Here is a 20,150-nt window from a genome sequence, read left to right as displayed (position 1 = left end):
TTTAATAAAAAGTAAACAAATAATATAAGTTTCAGAAAAAAATTTAATGTCAATATTAAAGTTTTTCTGTGTTTATTAAAGGACTTAGATGAAATATATTCAAAGTCCTTTTTTTTCTTTATATGATGAGTGTATGGATATGTAAGCGATTTCCTAACGAAAAGGGGGTAATGATGTGAACAATAGATTCCCAGAGGGCTTTTTGTGGGGTGCAGCTGCATCGGGGCCACAATTAGAAGGTGCAGGAAGTAAGCATGGAAAAGGGAAAACAGTTTGGGATTACTGGTTTGAGGCGGATCCTGGAAAGTTCTACCAACAGATTGGTCCAGAAACGACTTCAAACTTTTACAACCAATATAAAGAAGATATCTTATCGATGAATGAAATCGGTTTCAATTCATTTCGTACGTCAATCTCGTGGGCGAGATTACTACCGGATGGTACGACAATCAATCCAGAAGCGGTTACTTTTTACCGAGAGGTATTTAGTAGATTAAGAGATCACGGGGTCAAGTCTATCGTTAATTTATACCACTTTGACATGCCGTATCGCCTTCATTTGAAAGGTGGCTGGGAAAATCGGGAAACAGTAGAGGAATTTACACATTACGCGAAAATAGCATTCGAAACTTTCGGGGACCTCGTTAATACATGGACAACATTTAATGAACCAATTGTACCGGTTGAGATGGGTTACTTAAATGATAAGCATCTCCCTGGTGTTTATGATTTGAAGCGGGCAGCTCATGCGGCATATTTCACCTTGCTAGCCCATGTGAAGGCAATAAGTGTTTTTCGGGAGTCAGGCCATTGTGGTGAGATAGGAATCATTTTAAATTTAACACCAAGTTATCCGAGGAGTGACTTTCCCGAGGACAAGGAAGCTGCGAAGTGGGCCGACCTTCTCTTTAATCGAAGCTTCCTGGATCCGGTGGTGTTAGGCCGGTATCCATTGGAAATGGCGGAGTTTTTAGAGCTGGAAGCAATCGATGTTCCCTACAAAAACACGGAATTAGATTTGATTAAGGACAATACCATTGACTTTTTGGGAGTGAATTATTACCAGCCAAGGAGAGTACAGGCGGGGGATAAAGGAATAGGGGTTGGCTTAGATAAGTATTTTAAGCCATATCAGTGGCCGGAGGCAAAGATAAACCCTTATCGGGGCTGGGAGATTTATGAGAAAGGGTTGTATGAGATTTCCTTGAACATTCGAGATAATTATAGGAATATTCCGTGGTATGTCGCTGAAAATGGCATCGGAGTTGAAGGCGAAGAGGCATTTTTAGACGAGGAAGGGGAAGTCCAGGATGACTACCGTATCACCTTCATGGAAGACCACCTTCGCTGGCTTCAAAAGGGGATGGTGGAAGGCTCCAACTGTTTTGGATATCATGTATGGACCTTCATTGATAATTGGTCCTGGCTGAATGAATATAAAAACAGATATGGTTTGATACGGCTCGATTTAAAGACGCAAACTCGAAGGAAGAAAAAGAGCGCTTATTGGTTTAAACAAGTAGCAGTAAAAAATAGACTTCCCGAAAAGTGGTGAGTATAGTGGTTTGTTTATTGACAATTGACATTGGCGGTACGTTTACAAAATTTGGACTAGTTTCAACGGAAGGGGTGCTTACGGAAAGGCAGGAGCACCCAACTCCTGATACATCTAGACAATTTCTTTCCATAGTAGATGCTTATTTCCAACAACAAAGAAACCGTTTAACGATTCAGGGTATCGCTATCAGCCACCCGGGAAGTGCATCAGAATCAGGAGAGGTACACGGATACAGTGCCGTTCCTTTCTTGCATGAGGGGAATTTCCGGGAGAGAGTGGAGCATTATTTTCAGCTCCCTACTACAATAGAAAATGATGCCAATTGTGTTGCCCTTGGGGAGATGTGGAACGGGGCGGCAAAAGGGTTGAGTACCTTTGCATGTATCGTTTGTGGTACGGGAATTGGAGGGAGCATCGTCATAAATAGGCAACTTCATAAAGGAGCAAATTTACATGGCGGAGAATTTGGATATGTTCCTCTTTCGAACACCACAAATGAGGAATTTCACACTTGGAGTGAGATCGGCTCATCTTCCGCTCTTACGAGAAGACTAAGGCAGACAGCTCCTTTCTATGAGAATTGGACAGGACCACTTGTATTTGAACACGCTGGAGACCACGAACAGGCGAAGGAATCAATCAATATCTTTTTTCGAACTTTGGCCACTGGAGTTTTTGCGATTCAGTACATGATTGATCCGGAAGAAATAATCATCGGTGGCGGAATTACCCGCCAAGCAAGTTTTATGGAGAAATTAACTGCCCATCTAGATATTTTGTTTGATGCGAAGCCGTTTGCGAAAATTCGACCAAAAGTGTCAGTCTGTCATCACTTGGATAAAGCACAGCTATTCGGGGCTGCGTATGTCTGGATGGAGAAGTACAAAAGAGGTGATCAAGTTGTTTAATCATATAGGAAGTTTCTTTACCGAAGCCAGTTTTTGGATTTGGAGAATGATGCAATTGAATTGGTTGTGGTTGAGTCATATATTACTAGGTGCTGTAGTGCTGGGGATGTTCCCGGCAACCGTGGCTATGTTTGCCATTACAAGGAAGTGGCTTCAGGGAGGTCTAGACCGACCTTTATTTCGAGAATACCACCGTTATTATCGACAAAATTTCTGGAAGGTCAATGGGTTGGGATGGATTTATTTAGCGACAGGAGCATTCCTTGCATTTGACCTTTATCTGGTGACTCAAATTAACGGTATGATTGCCTTGTTGAGCAGTATGTTACTAATAGTTATGTCACTGATTTATTTATTCTCTTTCTTTTACCTGTTTTCTTATTACGTTCATTTTAACCAAACATTTAAAAACTATTTAATACAACCATTTATTCTTACACTTTTAAGCTTTAAACAAAACCTACTTATTGCAATCGGATTAACTTTAGTAGGCTATTTAATCTATCAAATACCAGGGTTAATCCTGTTTACTCTTGGAGTCATGCCATCCTATTGGGTGATGAAGGTCTCCTTAAATCGTTTTCGAGAATTACAGGAACAATCGGAATCTATTATTGGAGGGACGTCATAATGCAAAAGAAAACAGCGCATATTATATCCCACTCCCATTGGGACCGGGAATGGTATATGTCATTAGAAGAACACAGGTACTATTTAGTAAAATTAATTGATGACTTGCTAGAAAAACTTAGGGAAGACACTAACTTTCATAGCTTTCATTTAGATGGTCAGACGATCATGATTGACGATTATCTTGAAGTCCGACCTGAGAAAGAAGAGGAAGTGAAAAAATATATCTTGGAAGGAAGATTAATTATTGGGCCTTGGTATATTTTGCAGGACGCATTTTTAACAAGTTCAGAAGCAAATGTGAGAAACCTTCTATATGGGATGAAAACAACCAAGGAATTTGGACAAAGTGGAAATCTTGGTTACTATCCTGACACGTTTGGAATTTACGGCCAAGCACCTCAGTTATTAAAACAGGCAAAAATTGATGTGGCCGCATTTGGGAGAGGAGTGACACCGACAGGTTTTAATAACCAGGTATTTCATCATGATGGTTATTCTTCTCCGTATTCTGAATTAAACTGGGAATCTCCAGATGGGTCATCTGTACTGGGAATATTATTTGCAAATTGGTATTCCAATGGAAATGAGATACCCGAGGATCGGGAAAAGGCGAAAGAATATTGGGATAAAAAACTAAAGGAGTCGGAAAAATTTGCTTCAACTTCAAAACTCCTTTATATGAATGGATGTGACCACCAACCTTTACAGAAAAATGTCACAAATGCGATCAAAGTGGCAAATGAACTTTTTCCAGAGGTGGAATTTAAACATTCCAGTTTTCAGCAATATATCGAGGAAGTAAAGCAGGAACTTCCGGAAAACCTGCAAACTATACGGGGAGAATTACGCAATCAAAAAACAGATGGATGGTCTACCCTTGTGAATACAGCATCATCAAGAATTTACTTAAAGCAGGCTAATGACCGCTGTCAAACGTTATTGGAACGGGTGCTGGAGCCATTAGGATTGCTCGTTTCCGATAAGCAATTTCATCGGGACTTCGCAGAGTTTTACTGGAAACTGTTGATGGAGAATCATCCACATGACAGCATTTGTGGTTGTAGTGTTGACTCTGTGCATCGTGAAATGACTACTAGGTTTGAGAAGGTGGAAAAGGGAGCTTTAAAGTTCGTGGAGGAGCAGGCTAGGGAAATTTCCAATGACATTGACACGGTCCATGAAAGGGAGGACGCGATTCCGTTAGTAATCTTCCAAACGGCGGGAATACCGATGACGGAAGTGATCAAGAAAAAGATCGAGGTTAAGAAAATATACTTTGATGAAATGCCTTTTCAAGAAATACCTGAACAACTCAAAAAGGATCGACTATCTTCATATAATTTGGAACGTGCGGATCAATCCTTTTTCCCGGTTAAGATAAAAGATTTAGGTGTAAAGTTTGGATATGAACTTCCTCAAGATGGATTCAGAAGACCTTATTACGCCCGCGAAGTGGAAGTTACATTCTTGTACCGTTCATCCAATACGGTAGGGTATGAAAGATGCTTCCTCGTTCCAGCCGAGCAAGGAAATAAGGAAGAAGAGGCAGCTTTTATTTGGAATGAAGAAGAAAATAAACTTGAGAATGAAAACATTATTGTTCAGTTTCATGACAATGGCTCTTATACCCTAGTAGATAAAGGGTCTGGCATGGAGTATAAACCACTTGGTATCTTGGAGGATATCGGAGATATTGGTAATGAGTACATGTTTAAAGCTTCTGATGATAGTAAAATCATTACAACTGAGAACAGCGATATAACGATAAAAGTACTTGAGAATACTAGAGATATCGCTTCTATTGAGGTAACATCTTATCTTTTTGTTCCGAAGGAGGCTGACGAACGTTTAAAAGATGAAAGAGAAAACCTTGTTTGGCATCCAGAACGGAAAGCTGGCAGAAGCGATGAAGTGGAACAACTAATGATTAAAACTGTTATGACTCTAGAGAGGGAAGGCAAAGGGTTAAAACTAAAAGTTACCATGAATAATCATGCGAAAGATCATCGTGTTCGCGTTTTATTCCCAATTGGTGAGGGGAACTCCCATCACTATGCTGATAGCATTTATGAACTGGTGGAGCGTCCAAATAATCCTGAAAGTCAGTGGATAAACCCATCTTTCGACCATCATATGCAGCGGTTTGTGAGTTTAAATAATTCGGAAAAAGGGTTAACTGTTGCTACAAAGGGGCTTCATGAATACGAAATTAAAGACGGTAACACGATTTCGGTAACATTATTAAGGTCAGTTGGCGAACTGGGAGACTGGGGAGTATTTGACACCCCAGAAGCACAATGTCTAGGAGAGAATGAGGCTGAATTTATGTTGATTCCTCATCAAAAGGACATTCTCTCATCTGGAGCTTACTTAACTGCCTATCATTATCCATTAGCATCAACTGTCATACAAACGAAGCAAAAGCAAGGGAGCGCTCCCAAAGAAAAAGAGCTGTTCGAGTGGGAAGGAGAAAAACTAGTTATTGCAGCTTGCAAGCCATCCCTTGAAGGAACAGGAATGATCATCCGCTGGTTTAACCCTGGTTGTGAATCAAAACAGCTTTTTCTAAAAGCGGAAGCTGGCAATCATATTTATCGATCTACAATATTAGAAGAAAAGTTGGATTCAGTAGGGGAAGGCACGGCGGAAATTAATGTGAAACCATATGAAATAGTAACGCTATTAATAGAAGAGTAATGGACTAATATTACTGAAAATAAAACAGCAAGGGGAAATGTGAGATGACAATAGAACAAAAGAAAATTCCAGCATCCTTACAAAGGATCATAGATCAAGTAAAGGATATGTACCCAAACGACAAAGAAATACAAAAACTGTTTGAAAATTGCTTTATTAACACATATGAAACTACTTTAAAGCAAGACGAAGCGGGGACATTTGTCATTACTGGTGATATCCCAGCAATGTGGTTAAGGGATTCCTCTGCACAAGTACGTCCCTATTTAACAGTAGCATCTAAGGATCAGGAAATTGCTTCGATACTCAAGCAAGTAATTGAGCGACAATGGAAGTATATCCTTCATGACCCTTACGCCAATGCGTTTAATCGGACGGAAGATAATAAGGGACATCAACAGGACAAAACAGAAATGAGCCCGTGGATATGGGAGCGAAAATATGAAGTGGATTCCTTATGCTATCCGATTCAATTAACGTATTTGTATTGGAAGGCAACGGGAGACAACACGATTTTAAATCCAACCTTGATGAAAGTTTTGGAAGTAATTTATGAGGTATGGAAGGTGGAACAGAATCACGAGGAGAATTCCCCTTATTTGTTTGAACGAGATGATTGCCGCGTTTCAGATACCTTGCTTCGAAATGGCAAGGGTGGATACTCTGTTAAAACGGGGATGACATGGTCTGGATTCCGTCCAAGTGATGATGCCTGTCTGTACGGTTACATAATCCCCGCCAATATGTTTGCGGTGGTAGTATTAGAATACGCAAGAGAGATGTTAACTGTAATGGATGAGACAGAACTAGCTGAAAAAGTTATGGAACTTTCCCATGAAATAAAAGAAGGCATTGAAACATATGGAAAAGTTGACCACCCTGTATTTGGGGAAATCTATGCGTATGAAACAGATGGCGACGGAAATGTAAATCTGATGGATGATGCAAATGTTCCAAGCTTACTGTCGATCCCTTATCTTGGATTTACTACATCGATGGATCAAACCTACTTAAATACGAGAGAGTTTATTTTAAGCCGACATAATCCTTATTATTATGAGGGTGAAAAGGCATCTGGAATCGGTAGCCCTCATACCCCAGATCATTATATATGGCATATCGCTTTAGCCATTCAAGGAATGACTGCCGTTGAAAGAGAAGAGAAGGATTGTATTATAGATACATTTAAAAACACTCATGGGTCTACTTATTATATGCATGAGGGATTTGATGCGGATAGACCGGAGAACTATACTCGCTCTTGGTTTGCCTGGGCTAATTCCATGTTCAGTGAATTTATTTTAAGCGAAATTGGTGTCTATGTACCAGGAAGTCCTTTAGAACGTCAAAAAGGTATGGAGGTAGAATAACCGTGTTTTATAAGATCGAAAAACTGCAGAATCGTGTAAATGAATTGGATCGATACCGCTACCGTGATTCAAAAACCATTGACTTTTTCCACCTGTATGAGCCAGAGGCAGGGAAGGAGACGATCCTTCCTGAATCCTACACAGATAAAAAAATGAAGGCGAACGACTGCTGGCGTGGAAGGGATACGTATATTTGGCTAAATAGAACATTGGAGATACCGAAAGAGTGGTCAGGGAAAAAGGTCGTCGCATATCTTGATTTAGGACGGACAGGAGGAGGGAATAACTCTGGGTTTGAATCCCTTCTTTATGTCAATAAAGAACCATTCCAAGGAGTAGATTCCAATCACCAAGAAGTGATTTTACCAGCTGATGTTGCTGGAACAACAGTAGAACTCGACATTATGATGTGGTCTGGCTTGGAAGGTGGGGGCCACCCGCAAAAGCAGTTTTACCGTTTGAAAGAAGCGTGGTATGGTTTTTTGGATGATAAGGTAGATGAACTGTACTATAAGTCCAAAGCCATCGTTGATACTCTCGGGAGACAAGATACGAACGACCCGGCATATGCTTCTGTACTTGCAAGCCTGGACACTGCTTTCAAAGAAGTGGATTGGTTGTACCCTGGAAGCGAACAATTCTATTCCTCCCTTGAGCAAGCGTTGATCTTACTCAACAAAAATATGGGGGAAATCGAAAAACACGATGTTGTTACAGTTCATACGATCGGTCACTCCCATATTGATCTTGCCTGGCTGTGGCGGACAAAGCACACAAAAGAAAAGGCAAAACGAACTTTTTCAACTGTATTACGATTGATGGAGCTGTATCCAGATTATACGTATTTACAAAGCCAGCCGCAATTGTACGACTGGATCAAGGAAGAAGAGCCGGAGCTGTTTGAAGCGATAAAGGAAAAAGTGAAGGAAGGTCAATGGGAAGTAGAAGGCGGTATGTGGGTAGAATCTGATTGTAATATTCCATCAGGAGAATCCCTCGTCCGCCAGCTGCTCTATGGTAAGAATTTCTTTAAGAAGGAGTTTGGAAAAATAAATAAAGTCCTTTGGCTGCCAGATGTGTTTGGCTATAGCTGGTCGTTACCTCAAATTTTGAAGAAATCTGGAATTGATACGTTTATGACAACAAAGATCAGCTGGAATCAGTATAACAGGATGCCCCATGACACCTTTTATTGGCGTGGGATCGATGGGACGGAAATATTAACCCATTTTATTACAACACCAGAACCGGGAAGAGAGGAGAAATCTTGGTTTTATACATACAATGGTCTCATCAGTGCCGAAACAGTAAAGGGGATCTGGAATAACTACCGTGATAAGGAAATCAACCAAGATTTGCTTCTAGCCTATGGTTATGGTGATGGAGGAGGTGGAGTTAATCGGGAGATGCTGGAGTTGAAGCGCCAGTATAATGACATCCCTAGTCTGCCAAAGGTTACCTCGACGAAAGTGGGAGATTACTTTGAGAAACTGCATGATAATGTAATGAGCACTGATCTGTATATTCATACATGGGACGGTGAGCTATACTTGGAGTATCACCGTGGAACATATACAAGCCAAGCAAAAATGAAAGAAATGAACCGGAAGTTAGAAATAGCCCTAAGAAAAACAGAAATCTTATCCGCGTGGAACAGCCTTGAAAATGGTTGGAGAAACTATCCAAGCGCTGCCTTGGAAAAGGCCTGGAAAACGTTACTCTTGAACCAATTCCACGATATTATTCCTGGATCCTCCATTACTGAGGTGTATGAAGAGTCCCATGTGGAATATAACGAGGTTGTTAGAGCGAATAAGGAAATCGTTGAGACCCAACAACTAGAAATGGTTCAAGAGGCGGAGGATAGCTTAGTTTTCGCTCACCTTCATCAGTATAATAGCTCAATTCTTGTGACGGTACCGAATGGCTACGAGAATCATGGATTTGAAGTGGGGGGAAAGAATCTAGTAAGTCAGGCGACAGATAATGGAGAATCTCTTCTGTTAATTGAAGAGAGTAAGCCTTTCTCTTTACAAGAGATTCGTCTAAAGAAAACGGAAAAGGAACAGACGAATTCAGCACTTAGCGAAGTTTCCCTTGAAGCACGTACATGGGATACAACTTATTACAAGATCCAGTGGAATGTAAACGGTCAGATTACTAGTATTTTTGATAGGAATTCCAACCGGGAATTAATTGAGGCTGGAAAAGTAGGAAATCACCTAAAATTATATGAAGATAAGCCTATGGCACATGATGCTTGGGATATTGATTTATATTACTATGAAAAATTCTCTACTATAGAGGAACTAAAAGAGTGTAAAATAATAGATAATGGGCCATTAAGAACAACACTTCGTTTTACTTGGAAACAAGGGGACTTAGAAGTAAAACAACATATCCATTGCTATCATCATACGAGAAGGATTGATTTTGAAACGGAAGTGGATTGGTCTTTACGCCAAAGTTTATTAAAAGTGGAATTTCCAATTGCAGTACGTACGACGGAAGCTATCTACGACATTCAGTTTGGAAATGTGAAGCGTCCAACTCATTGGAATACATCTTGGGACATGGCGAGGTTTGAAACAGTAGGCCATAAATGGGCGGCCCTTGCTGAGCCGAATTACGGTGTAAGCTTAATGAATGACAGCAAGTACGGGTACTCTATTAAAGATAATGTCATGGCACTTTCCTTATTAAAAGGTGCGATACATCCAGACCCTGAAGCTGATAAAGGGATTCACCAGTTTACTTACTCTTTATATCCCTTCTCAGGTGTTGCTCATAAGCAAGACGTGGAACGGGAAGCCATTTATTTAAACAATAATCTTGTAGCTAAGCCTGGAACGGTTAAGACACCGTTTACAGAGTCTCTTTTAAAGATTTCAAGTGACCAAGTGTTTATTGATGCAGTAAAAAAATCAGAAGACAGTAATCACTTAATAGTAAGGCTTCATGAGATAGAAGGAGCTCAGGTACAGATTCAGCTTGATAGTTATTATAAAGTGAAACAATGGCGTGAAGTAACGTTAATGGAGGAGGAGTATTCGTCGACTCCACAGGGGAAATTCACTGACACAATAATAGAACTGAATTTTACCCCATATGAAATAAAAACGCTGGAAATTGTAATTTGATATTCTGATAGGGAAATGAAACAGAGGCTAGCATCTAGTCTCTTTTCCCTTTCATTCGGATGTTAGGAGAAGTAAGTATGAAAACATTACGTTTTTTTCGGAAAATAAGCGGCAAACTATTTCACAGAGTGTTTTTTACCTATTCTACAATCATATTCCTGACGATGGCCAGCTTATTTTTGTTTCTCTCCAATTATTATTCGGATTTTATTGTTCAGAGAGAGGTAGATAAGCATGGTGCGATAATAGATGAAATAAAATCAGATTTTCTTGAGAAGCATCAATTTGTATCCCAGGGAGTCCGTAATTTATATCTTGAGAAAGATTTAATACAAGATTTGGCATTTGCCCTCCAGCATGATTATGAGGAGTATATAGGTTACAGGCTCGATAAATTTGCAAATAGTGACTCGTTTGTTCCGTACAACTTTGATATTTATGTGAAAAACTATTTTTCTAGAGATGACACGGTTGTTGCTCTTGATATTAAGAATGATACTCTTGGTACAGAATATTTTTATATGTTTAATCACTTACGTTGGTATGAAAATACACAAAAAGGATCTGAGAAAAAGGATCTGAATTTTAATGAAAAGGGAAATTCGACCTTCTATACAGTGAATGAAATAATTAATGATCCTATTTATTTAGAGAGATTAGGTACACTCTCCATTCATTTTACCTACGAGAATGTTGAACGGATCCTCTCTCTTCAAGAGGGTTCCATTCAAGGAACCTTTCTCGTTACTGATGAAGATATGAATGTGTATTTTTCTTATGGGGATTTAGCGGATGGTATCTTGGAAGAGATAGTTTTTGGAACTGTACAGAAGGAGGTAAAGTTAGATGATCTATATTATATTCAAACGTCTGTGGAACCAGTAAGCAATCTAATGATTATGTCGATTATTCCAAGAAAGGAATTAGCATCATTATTCACCTATAAAATTACTATATTATTAATCATAATGGCTTTAACAGTAATCGCTATCATACTACCTTATTTTTCTCTTAGGAGGCACTCAAAGCGTGTAGATCAAATTGTCACAAAAATGCGTGAGGTTCAAGATGGTAATTTAGATTTAAAGATCGATACCGGGAAAGTAAATGATGACTTAAGTGTTATTTCTGTGACGTTTAATGAGACGTTGGATGAATTGAATAATTACATTAATAAAGTGTATACATCGAAAATAAAACAGAAGGAGGCTGAGCTCGCTAGCCTTCAGGCACAGATAAATCCCCACTTCTTATACAATACGTTAGAGGCAATCAGAATGAAATCATTAACTGAAGGTAGTCGAACGACTGCAAAGATGATAGTTCAGTTATCTGAATTATTTCGTTATTCTTTAAGAACAGCAGAATTAGTTACATTGGAGGAGGAACAGAATCATGCCCGTCAATATATCGAATTGTTTAAAGTCAGATTTCCAGGACAACTTAGCTGTCATTTTGTTGGGAATGAAAGTCTGAACCGTTATTTAATTCCACCTTTTATTTTACAGCCTCTTATCGAAAATTTTTTACTCCATGGATTTAAACAGAACAGCAATGATAATATAATCGAAATTAAAATGTGTGAAAAGAATGAAACATTATGGATTGAAATAGAAGATAATGGAAAGGGGATTAGTAAAGATAAATTAGAGCAGATAAAATGTAAACTGGACAAGGGGGAGAGCTCAACTAACTCTATCGGTTTAATTAATGTAAATGAGCGGATCAGACTAAAATATGGGGCGAATTATGGTGTTATGGTTCAGAGTATTCCAGAAGTTAAAACAGTTGTATCTGTGAGATTGCCCGGGATAGAGAGGTGACGAATCATGATAAGAGTAATGCTTGTTGATGATGAACCGTTAATTCTGGAGGGCTTAAGAAACATCATTGAATGGGAATCACTTGGATTTCAAGTGGTTGCAACCGCGAAAAATGGTTTGGAGGCGTTAGAAAAGTCTCAGAAAGAACCACTTGATGTGTTAATTACAGATATTAAGATGCCGGAGATGACAGGTCTTCAGCTGACTCGTCGCTTGCGAGACCAACAGAAAAATATGAAGGTGATCGTATTATCAGGTTTCCAGGAGTTCGGATTAGTTAAGGAAGGGCTACAATTAGGAATCGAAAACTACCTTTTGAAACCCATTAATGAAGAAGAATTAATTTCTTCCCTTGAACTTGTAAAGGAGAAACTAAATCAAATGGTGTTGGAAGAGGAGTCAGTACTAGTGTTAAGGGATCATTCCATCTGGCGCTGGGTTGTTGGAAAAATGAGTTATGAAGCGTTAAGACAAAGGATATCTTTTTATCCAGAGTTACAGATAGGAGCCCCATTATGGATGGGGTTATTGAAAGTAGATGAGGACGAGCAGAATGATAAGAATTGGCAAACGTGGAGAAAGGCCTTCGAACGTGAAGAGAATGTTGTTACCGTTATTACTCCATCTGGAGATTGCCTTTTCTTATGGTCAAAGGTTGATGAAGTAGATTGTGAAGGGAAAATGGATAAAATACATCATCTAATTGGTAAAGTACAAATAATTGAAGATTATGTTTTTGTTCACAGTAAAAAAATTGATGATCTAAGTCAAATTCAGGATGTTTATCGAGAATTAGAAATGGTAAGTGAATTAAGGTTGCTTCTTCCGGAAAAGGAACATAATCTTGCCGAGCAATTAAACATTGTATCAGAAGGATATGAGCAATCGAAAAAGTATACGAGTAACTATGTGTCTCACGTAATCATGGAGCAACTTGCTAATCAGGATTATGAAGCAGTGAAAACATCAATGAAACAAACATTATCTAAGTTTGAACAAGATCGACCATTACTTATGAAAAGTGTTTTATTGGAGTTCTTTTTTCAAGTGAAAAACAGCTTCTCCCTCCATATTGATTATGAGCTTTATGTGGAGATGTTACAAAAGATATTATATATTGAAGGACTGACGGATGCCCTGAAATTATTGGATAAATGTCTCGAAATGATGGAAATGAATTATACACAGAAAGATCAGGAGTATAGCCCTATTATTCAAACCGTGTTGAATTTTATCCATCAGAATTTGTCAGAAGAGATGTCTCTTAAAACATTAGGTAACAGCTTTCATATTAATCCAATCTATTTAGGGCAATTGTTTCAAAAAGAGGTGAATTACTCCTTTACGAAATATTTAAATAAACTAAGAGTTGATAAGGCGAAAAAATTACTTCTCTATTCACATGAAAAGGCAGGTGCGATTGGGAAAAAAGTGGGGTATACGGATTCAGCCTATTTTTATAAACAGTTTAAAAAGCTGGAAGGTGTTACCCCATCTAAATGGAGAAAAGAAAGAAGATGATCAGAGAGTGGTTCACAAGGTACAAAATTAACCTTTGAGTCGCTCTCTTTTGTTAACTTTGATATTTTCATTTGTATTTATTTTAGCCAGTAAATCTAAGATATATCAACTTTAGGTGTTGAAAGGGTTTTCATATAATTGAATTAGGTTAAAGAAAGTCAGATCTGGAAGGGGGATGAAGATGCAGCGCTTAAGGAAATTTGGAAAAAACTTATACGACAATCGAATCTGGCTTTTAATGATAATGCCTGGATTTATCTGGCTCATCATCATGAAGTACTTACCGATGTTTGGTCAGGTGATGGCGTTTAAAGATTTCAGATTCCATCCGGATGGGTTTTTCGCCAGTGTTTATCACAGTGAATGGGTAGGATTTGAAAACTTCAGGTTTTTATTCAGTACAAATGATGCTTATATCATCACAAGGAACACAGTTTTTTATAACTTAGTTTTTATCATTTTAGGACTTTTTTTGGCAGTTGGTGTCGCTATCATTTTAAGTGAATTAACGAAACAAAAGCTTGCTAAAATTTATCAAACTGGAATGTTGTTTCCACACTTTTTATCCTGGGTAGTTGTTAGTTATTTTGTATTCGCTTTCCTGAGTGTTGATCGAGGATTGTTTAACAGTGTATTGGAAATGTTCAATATGGATCCAGTATCATGGTATAACGAATCCGCCTATTGGCCTTATTTTCTTGTCGCAATCAGCCAATGGAAGGGTGTAGGGTTTGGAAGCATTGTATACCTGGCAGCTATTGTAGGGATTGATAGAACGTATTACGAAGCGGCAATGATCGATGGGGCTAGCAAGTGGCAACAGATTTGGCGTATTACCATTCCGATGATTATGCCTTTAATTATCATTTTAACTATTTTAAATATAGGAAGTATTTTTAGTGCAGACTTTGGATTGTTCTATCAGGTTCCGCGGGATTCAGGGCCATTATATTCTGTGACGAACGTAATCGATACGTATGTTTATCGTGGACTTATGTCAATGGGGGATATTGGAATGAGTACTGCAGCTGGTTTATATCAGGCGACAGTAGGTTTCATCTTAATATTACTGACGAATTACGTTGTTAGAAAAATAGACGAAGAAAATGCACTATTTTGAAGAATAATTAGGTGGAAGGAGAGTGATAAAGTTGGATATCCCACCAAAATCAGCCGAGTCAACTGAACATAAAAAAACCCTTCCTCCAAGGAAAAAGAAAAAATTTAATCCATATGGCTTTTCGGGCAAGACGAGTGTAGTGATGCATATTTTACTAGGTTCGTTTGCATTCCTCTGTATATTTCCATTCATTTATGTCATCATCATCTCCCTGTCGAGTGAACAGTCATTGTCCTTGCACGGATATCGACTTATACCGGAGGAATGGAGCTTAGAAGCTTATAAGTATTTATGGCAAGTGAGGTCACAGATTTTTCGTGCTTATGGCGTGACACTTTTTGTTACGATTGTTGGTACGATCCTGAGTGTATCCGTGATAGCACTTTACGCTTACGCAATATCAAGGAAACAGTTTTTGTATAGAAAGCAGTTTACGTTTATCGCTTTTTTCACCATGCTATTCAGTGGTGGTATGGTACCTTTCTATATTGTGATGACACAATTTTTAGGGTTAAAAAACTCCGTATGGGCATTAATATTGCCGATGACTGTTAATGCCTTTTACGTCATTATAATGAGGACATTTTTCCAGCGATCAGTTCCTGAGGCAATTCTCGAATCGGCACGTATTGATGGGGCAGGAGAATTTCGAATTTTCTTAACGATTGTATTGCCTCTGGCTATTCCAGGTATTGCAACAATCGCTTTATTTAATACACTTGCATACTGGAATGATTGGTTTAATGCTTTGCTTTTCATAGATGACCCGAGTTTGGTGCCATTACAGTCTTTATTAATGAGGATTGAAAATAACTTAGATTTTATACGGCAAAATGCCATGTTATCTACTCAGAATGGTAGTATATTAGCATCTATACCACAAGACTCTGCAAGGATGGCGATGGTTGTAATTGCAACTTTACCAATCGCTTTGTCTTATCCCTTCTTCCAAAAGTATTTTGTAAAGGGATTGACAATTGGAAGTGTCAAAGAATAGTTCTTGAACTGCTCATTAAAGGAAGTTACTATAGTTTTTTCCTATGTTTCTTCCTTTGATAAAAAAACTAAGTGGGGGAAAGAAATGAAAAAAATACTTTTACTACTAGTAATGTTAGTCGGTTTTGTTGGTTTGTTGGTAGCTTGTAGTGGTGAAGAAGAGGCAGAAAGTAACTCTGGTGAAAGTGAAGAAGGCACTCCAGAAACAGGTGAGGCAGACGATGAGTTAGACCCAGTTACACTAACTTGGTACTTAATTGGAACTCCACAACAAGACCTTGATGTAGTTATGGAGGAAGTTAATGAGTATACTGAAGAAAAAATTAATGCAACTATTGATCTTAGATTACTCGACTGGGGAGAATTTGATGAGAGGATGCAAGTGATCACCACTTCCGGTGAAGAGTATGATATTGCATTTACAAGTTCATGGGCAAATAACTATTCCCTGAATGCACGTCGTGGTGCGTTTGTTGGATTAAATGATTTAATGGATGAATATGGACAAGAAATGAAAGAGTTAATTGATCCTTCATTTTTAGAAGGAGCTCAAATTGACGGAGAACTCTATGCTGTCCCAACGAATAAAGAAGTAGGTCAGCAAGCTGTCCTTTCATTTAATAATGAATTAGTTGAAAAACACAACTTAGACATTTCAACAGTTAACTCATTGGCAGATATAGAGCCACTTCTAGCTGTAATTAAAGAAGAGGAATCGGATGTAACACCGATTGCAACATTTGATGCATACCTTCCTTTTGATTCAATTCTTCAGGAGGAAATGCCTTTTGCTTTCAGATTAGATGGGAATACGGATGAAGTAGTTAATAAATATGAAGAAGATGTGACGATGGAAACACTAAAAGTTATGCATGATTACTATAAAAAAGGTTACATTCGTCCAGACGCTGCAACAAGCACAGACTCATGGCCGTTAGAAACTCCAAACTGGTTTGTACGTAAAGAGCTCTATCAGCCTTATGCAGAACTTGTATGGTCTAGATCAGCGGGGTATGAAATTGCAACACGTCCTCTTCATGAGCCATATGTGTTTAATAACTCAGTAACTGGTTCGATGCAAGCGATTTCAACCACTTCTCAGAATCCAGAACGAGCTATGATGTTCTTAAATTTACTTAACTCTGATCCTTATTTAAGAAACTTAATCGACAAAGGGATCGAAGGTGTTCACTACGAAGAAAATGAAGATGGGACCATCAATGACTTACCTGCACGTGTTGAAAGGTTTAACATGCCGAGCTTCGCAATTGGAAACCAATTACTTTTGAAGCTGTATGAAGATGAGCCAGCAGATAAATGGGATGCTTTTGAAGAGTTTAACGAAAACTCCATTCCTTCTCCCGTATTAGGGTTCTACTTTGACTCTAGCCCGGTTCGTACAGAAATTGCGGCAATCAGTAACGTTACAAGTGAATTTTCACCAGCGCTGTTAAAAGGTGCGGTAGATCCGGAAGAATACATTCCAGCATTCAATGAGAAATTATATGAGGCAGGAATGGAAAAAGTATTAGAGGAAATTCAAAGTCAATACGATGAGTGGAAGGAAAACCAATAGTTACCAACTAGTCAATATTTCCTGTTTAGTTAAGCTACTATATTTTGTTAGTTAGAAGAGGGGTACCCAAAATTCATATATGGGTACCTTTCTAATTATACGGAGGGGTAAACATGACGTTTGGAGCGATTGAGGCAGGGGGGACAAAGTTTGTTTGTGCAGTGGGAAATCAAGATGGAGAGATTATTGAAAAAATCACTCTTCTCACAAAAGAACCAAAAACTACGTTGTCTGAGATATATCCTTTTTTTGATAACTATCGATTAACAGCCATTGGAATCGGCAGTTTTGGACCAGTTGAATTAAATGAAAAGAAAGAAAATTATGGGGAAATCTTGAATACACCGAAGTTGCCATGGAAGAACTTTAATATTTTTGAAGCATTTGCAAAGCGATATAAGGTTCCAACATTTCTTAGTACTGATGTCAATGCAGCAGCACTAGGGGAATATCGCTGGGGGCTGCTAAGAAGGCGCATAGCTGTTTATACATTACAGTTGGTACAGGGATAGGAGCAGGGTTTGTAAATAATGGAGAGATTTTAAACGCGTGGACTCATCCTGAAATGGGACATATTCAAGTACCTCGCCATCAAAATGACTATTTCGAGGGGAGCTGTCCCTACCATAAAGATTGCTTAGAAGGTCTTGCGTCGGGGAGTGCTATTGAAGCTAGGTATAACCATAAAGGAAATGAATTAGGGGAGCGAAGGGAGGTTTGGCAACTAGAAGGTTATTATTTAGCACAAGCAATTATGAATTATGCATTAATACTCGGTCCGGAAAAAATCATTCTAGGTGGCGGTGTCATGAAACAACAGTCACTCTATTCAATCATTAGAGGTGAACTACCGCAGATGCTTAATGATTATATCACCACCCCGAAAATGGAGGAATACATCACCTCCCCTTCCCTCAACGATAATCAAGGGATTATGGGGGCATTAGCTTTGGTAGTGGGTGGATATGTTAAGAAAAATAATGGAGGGCCTGTATATAAGTAAAGGTCCAAAGGAGAGGCGGTTCAAAGTGAAGGTGACAGTTTGGAATGAAAATATTCATGAACAAACGAATCAAACTGTTAAGGAAATTTATCCAAAAGGCATTCACGGACTCTTGGCACAAGTGATAGCGGATAACGGGTTTGATGTGAAGACGGCAACGTTAGAAGAGCCATCTCACGGTTTAAGCGATAAGCTACTTGAAGAAACGGATGTATTACTTTGGTGGGGGCATGTAGCCCATGAACAAGTAGAGGACAGCATTGTAGAAAAAATACATCAACGTGTACTCGATGGAATGGGCATAATTGTACTACATTCTGGACATTTTTCCAAAATATTTAAACGGTTGATGGGAACGAGTTGTGAATTGAAGTGGAGGGACATTGGAGAGAAAGAATACCTCTGGGTGGTCGACCCAACACATCCAATAGCAGAAGGAATTGATGAAAAAATTATATTATCTCAAGAAGAGATGTATGGAGAGCATTTTGACATCCCTTCTCCAGATGAAGTTATTTTTGTCGGATGGTTTGAAGGTGGTGAAGTCTTTCGAAGTGGTGTTACCTATCAAAGAGGAAAGGGCAAGATTTTTTACTTTCAGCCGGGGCATGAGACTTTTCCAACTTTTCATCAAAAAGACATACAGCAGGTCATCATAAATGCTATTAAATGGGCACAACCAGACTTTGGTAAGGAAATAAAATATGGTTATACAAATCCACTACAGAACATAGGTCAAACAAAGGAGAATGTAGATGCATAAGATTAGAATAGGGGTTATTGGCTGTGGAAATATCGCAATACACCGTCACTTGCCAGGATATCAACAGAATAATGATGTAAAAATTAGTGCAGTTAGTGATATGAACTACGAAAGAGCAAAGGAAATAGCTGAAGTCTACGGGGCTCGTGCTTATAGTAACTACAAAGAGTTGTTGACGGATAAAGATATAGATGCTGTTAGTATTTGTACACCAAATGCCATGCATGCGTCTTATTCAATTGAAGCTATGTCAGAAGGAAAACATGTTTTATGTGAAAAACCTATGGCAACTACTCTAGATGAAGCGAAGGAGATGGTTGAGGTAAGTCAAAGAACTGGGAAAAAGTTAATGATTGCCCACAATCAAAGGTTTATACCTTCTCATCAAAAAGCAAAACAATTAATTGAATCAGGGGCTATTGGAAAAGTAGTCAGTTTTCGCACGACCTTTGGACATGCTGGCCCGGATGCTGGAGCTAGGGAAGGAGAAAATACTTGGTTTTTTAATAAAGGGGAAGCAGGTCTAGGGGTTATGGGTGACTTAGGGGTTCATAAAGTAGATTTGCTTCGCTATATGTTGGGACAAGAAATAACAAAAGTTGCAGCGTTCATAAAGACTTTAGCTAAAAAGCAAAGTGCAGTCGATGATAATGCTGTATGTATTCTAGAGACTGATAGAGGGGTTGTTGGAACGTTAGCAGCTAGCTGGTCTTATTATAATGGTGAGGAGAATGCAACAGTTATCTATGGTGAGAAGGGAACTCTTAGAATTGAAGAAGATCCTAATCATCCACTTATCGCACTTTATAATAGTGGTGAAATTGTAAGGCACTCTTTCGATAACATGGCGTATAACATTGCAAATACTGAAGTGGTAAGGCAGTTTATCATATCAATATTAAAGGATGAAGTTCCGCCGACTTCAGGTGATGATGCATTTAAATCTTTACAAGTAATTATTAATGCATTTGAGTCAAGCAATTTAGAGAAGTTTATAGATGAAATAGATCCGCTATAACTAAATTTTAAAAGATTTTTTAAA

13 protein-coding genes and 1 pseudogene are annotated in these 20,150 nt (G+C 38.6%); all 14 read left to right on the top strand.

The features are described 5' to 3' along the window. Window positions 1-175 precede the first annotated feature (175 nt). The 14 genes and pseudogenes from CD001_RS18095 (at window position 176) to CD001_RS18030 (ending at window position 20,126) form a co-directional block, all read left to right on the top strand. Window positions 176-1,555 (top strand): glycoside hydrolase family 1 protein, encoded by a 1,380-nt coding sequence (locus CD001_RS18095; RefSeq protein ID WP_096189008.1) that lies wholly within the window; start codon window positions 176-178, stop codon window positions 1,553-1,555. 5 nt (window positions 1,556-1,560) lie between these two features. After that, window positions 1,561-2,466: an ROK family protein gene (locus CD001_RS18090; protein ID WP_179298810.1), complete on the top strand. Its 906-nt coding sequence runs from the start codon at window positions 1,561-1,563 to the stop codon at window positions 2,464-2,466. Further along, window positions 2,423-3,097 carry a YesL family protein gene (locus CD001_RS18085; RefSeq protein WP_257009852.1) on the top strand — a complete coding sequence of 225 codons (675 nt, stop codon included), beginning with the start codon at window positions 2,423-2,425 and terminating at the stop codon, window positions 3,095-3,097. Before CD001_RS18090 ends, CD001_RS18085 begins: the two co-directional genes overlap by 44 nt. Next, on the top strand, window positions 3,097-5,796 hold the full coding sequence (locus CD001_RS18080; protein WP_096189005.1) for an alpha-mannosidase: 2,700 nt from the start codon (window positions 3,097-3,099) through the stop codon (window positions 5,794-5,796). Before CD001_RS18085 ends, CD001_RS18080 begins: the two co-directional genes overlap by 1 nt. 44 nt (window positions 5,797-5,840) lie before the next feature. Beyond that, window positions 5,841-7,166 carry a glycoside hydrolase family 125 protein gene (locus tag CD001_RS18075; protein WP_096189004.1) on the top strand — a complete coding sequence of 442 codons (1,326 nt, stop codon included), beginning with the start codon at window positions 5,841-5,843 and terminating at the stop codon, window positions 7,164-7,166. Between the two features lie 2 nt (window positions 7,167-7,168). After that, complete coding sequence (locus tag CD001_RS18070; protein ID WP_096189003.1) at window positions 7,169-10,306, top strand: alpha-mannosidase; 3,138 nt, start codon at window positions 7,169-7,171, stop codon at window positions 10,304-10,306. Window positions 10,307-10,383: 77 nt separating this feature from the next. Continuing rightward, entirely contained in the window at window positions 10,384-12,129 is a 1,746-nt protein-coding gene (locus CD001_RS18065; RefSeq protein ID WP_179298808.1) for a sensor histidine kinase, read from the top strand. A gap of 6 nt (window positions 12,130-12,135) precedes the next feature. After that, entirely contained in the window at window positions 12,136-13,650 is a 1,515-nt protein-coding gene (locus tag CD001_RS18060; RefSeq protein ID WP_096189001.1) for a response regulator transcription factor, read from the top strand. A gap of 181 nt (window positions 13,651-13,831) precedes the next feature. Beyond that, window positions 13,832-14,770 carry an ABC transporter permease gene (locus tag CD001_RS18055; protein WP_096189000.1) on the top strand — a complete coding sequence of 313 codons (939 nt, stop codon included), beginning with the start codon at window positions 13,832-13,834 and terminating at the stop codon, window positions 14,768-14,770. Window positions 14,771-14,912: 142 nt separating this feature from the next. Continuing rightward, window positions 14,913-15,767 carry a carbohydrate ABC transporter permease gene (locus CD001_RS18050; RefSeq protein ID WP_096190670.1) on the top strand — a complete coding sequence of 285 codons (855 nt, stop codon included), beginning with the start codon at window positions 14,913-14,915 and terminating at the stop codon, window positions 15,765-15,767. An 84-nt stretch (window positions 15,768-15,851) separates the two neighbouring features. Beyond that, window positions 15,852-17,342: an ABC transporter substrate-binding protein gene (locus tag CD001_RS18045; RefSeq protein ID WP_096188999.1), complete on the top strand. Its 1,491-nt coding sequence runs from the start codon at window positions 15,852-15,854 to the stop codon at window positions 17,340-17,342. A gap of 113 nt (window positions 17,343-17,455) precedes the next feature. After that, window positions 17,456-18,345 (top strand): annotated as a pseudogene (locus CD001_RS18040) (ROK family protein). Between the two features lie 25 nt (window positions 18,346-18,370). Continuing rightward, window positions 18,371-19,108, top strand: a complete 738-nt coding sequence (locus CD001_RS18035; RefSeq protein WP_257009851.1) for a ThuA domain-containing protein — start codon at window positions 18,371-18,373, stop codon at window positions 19,106-19,108. Next, window positions 19,101-20,126: a Gfo/Idh/MocA family protein gene (locus CD001_RS18030; protein WP_096188998.1), complete on the top strand. Its 1,026-nt coding sequence runs from the start codon at window positions 19,101-19,103 to the stop codon at window positions 20,124-20,126. The genes CD001_RS18035 and CD001_RS18030 overlap by 8 nt, the downstream gene beginning before the upstream one ends. Window positions 20,127-20,150 lie beyond the last annotated feature (24 nt).

It is taken from the genome of Evansella halocellulosilytica, from assembly GCF_002335745.1.
Classification (GTDB): domain Bacteria; phylum Bacillota; class Bacilli; order Bacillales; family Salisediminibacteriaceae; genus Bacillus_CA; species Bacillus_CA halocellulosilytica.
Note: the sequence above shows the minus strand (reverse complement) of the source record. Positions and strands in the feature narration are given on the sequence as shown.